The sequence below is a fragment of the Streptococcus sp. 210928-DFI.4.42 genome, assembly GCF_020554365.1.
GTDB classification, from domain to species: domain Bacteria; phylum Bacillota; class Bacilli; order Lactobacillales; family Streptococcaceae; genus Streptococcus; species Streptococcus parasanguinis_S.
The window spans coordinates 1-864 of the sequence record NZ_JAJCHF010000054.1 but is presented as its reverse complement, the minus strand read 5'-3'; the positions used below and the strand labels follow the sequence as shown (position 1 = coordinate 864).

The 864-nt window shown below is 43.9% G+C and carries 2 protein-coding genes; both read right to left on the bottom strand.

Translation table 11 applies throughout. From position 1 onward, the window contains the following. Nucleotides 1–513 precede the first annotated feature (513 nt). Nucleotides 514–705, bottom strand: a complete 192-nt coding sequence (locus tag LIZ08_RS10215) for a hypothetical protein (protein WP_000157573.1) — start codon at nucleotides 703–705, stop codon at nucleotides 514–516. Then, nucleotides 654–845, bottom strand: coding sequence for a nucleoside hydrolase-like domain-containing protein (locus LIZ08_RS10210; RefSeq protein WP_079266279.1), 192 nt, complete (start codon nucleotides 843–845; stop codon nucleotides 654–656). The genes LIZ08_RS10215 and LIZ08_RS10210 overlap by 52 nt, the downstream gene beginning before the upstream one ends. Nucleotides 846–864 lie beyond the last annotated feature (19 nt).

The following is an 864-nucleotide window of genomic DNA, read 5'->3' as shown; positions in this document are numbered from 1 at the left end:
CAAAGAGTAACGTTTTTGTAGTTTTGACATTGCTGCGCAACGTACAAAACTAAAACGCTCTGCCGAGGGCTATGGGTTGCACCCCTTTTTTGACCCTCACGGTTCAAAAAATTCACTGCTTTTTCGGCCCACAAAAGTGGACTCGAAAAAAATCGGCGCGAATAACGCACCGAAAAAAATTGCCTAGAAACTCATCAATCATCAAGCACTTACTCATATCGTCCAACACCTCAGCCGTACTCTCAATCAAACTCGTATTCAACTCATGAAGTAATTTGACAAGAAATCCATTGACTATCGTGCCTTAAAATACTGCTGGCGATTGGCTCTCAAAGACATCAAACGCAATGCCTTTGGTTTTCGGAACTTTGAAAACTTTAAAAAACGGATTTACCTCGCTTTGAACTTCACAAAAAAGAGAACCAAGATGGTTCTCTCCAGGGCTTAGTTATATGTCCACCCACTACAGTTGACAATGAGCATTTTTAAGAGCAATAATCTAGCTCATCTAAATTATTTGACCGTGAGAATACGACGCACATAGGTTTTGAATGGAGTCTCGGTCACATTTTGCACCTCAGTAATGATATGGAAGGTATCGTCTGACTTTGCATCGTCAGGGATATGAACCGTGAGACTTGCGCCCTCTTCTGTTATATCGAAGACATAATGCGGGTCCACCTCTTCGGAATGTAGGGAGGCCATTCTGCCGTCCCCTCGTAGCGCTCCTGAATAGACTTGAGGGCTCTGGCAGTTGTATTGGTCCCGCCCCAGGTCTGGATATAGAGGGTTCGGGGGTCATCGTCCAAAATGAGCTCCTCTAAAAAACGTGATCCTTCCGTCACTTCCTCTTTCTAAAATCTA

What these genes read in the sequence shown, in the direction of transcription:
- LIZ08_RS10215 (WP_000157573.1), bottom strand. Translation starts at nt 705, where the DNA reads ATGGCCTCCCTACATTCCGAAGAGGTGGACCCGCATTATGTCTTCGAT.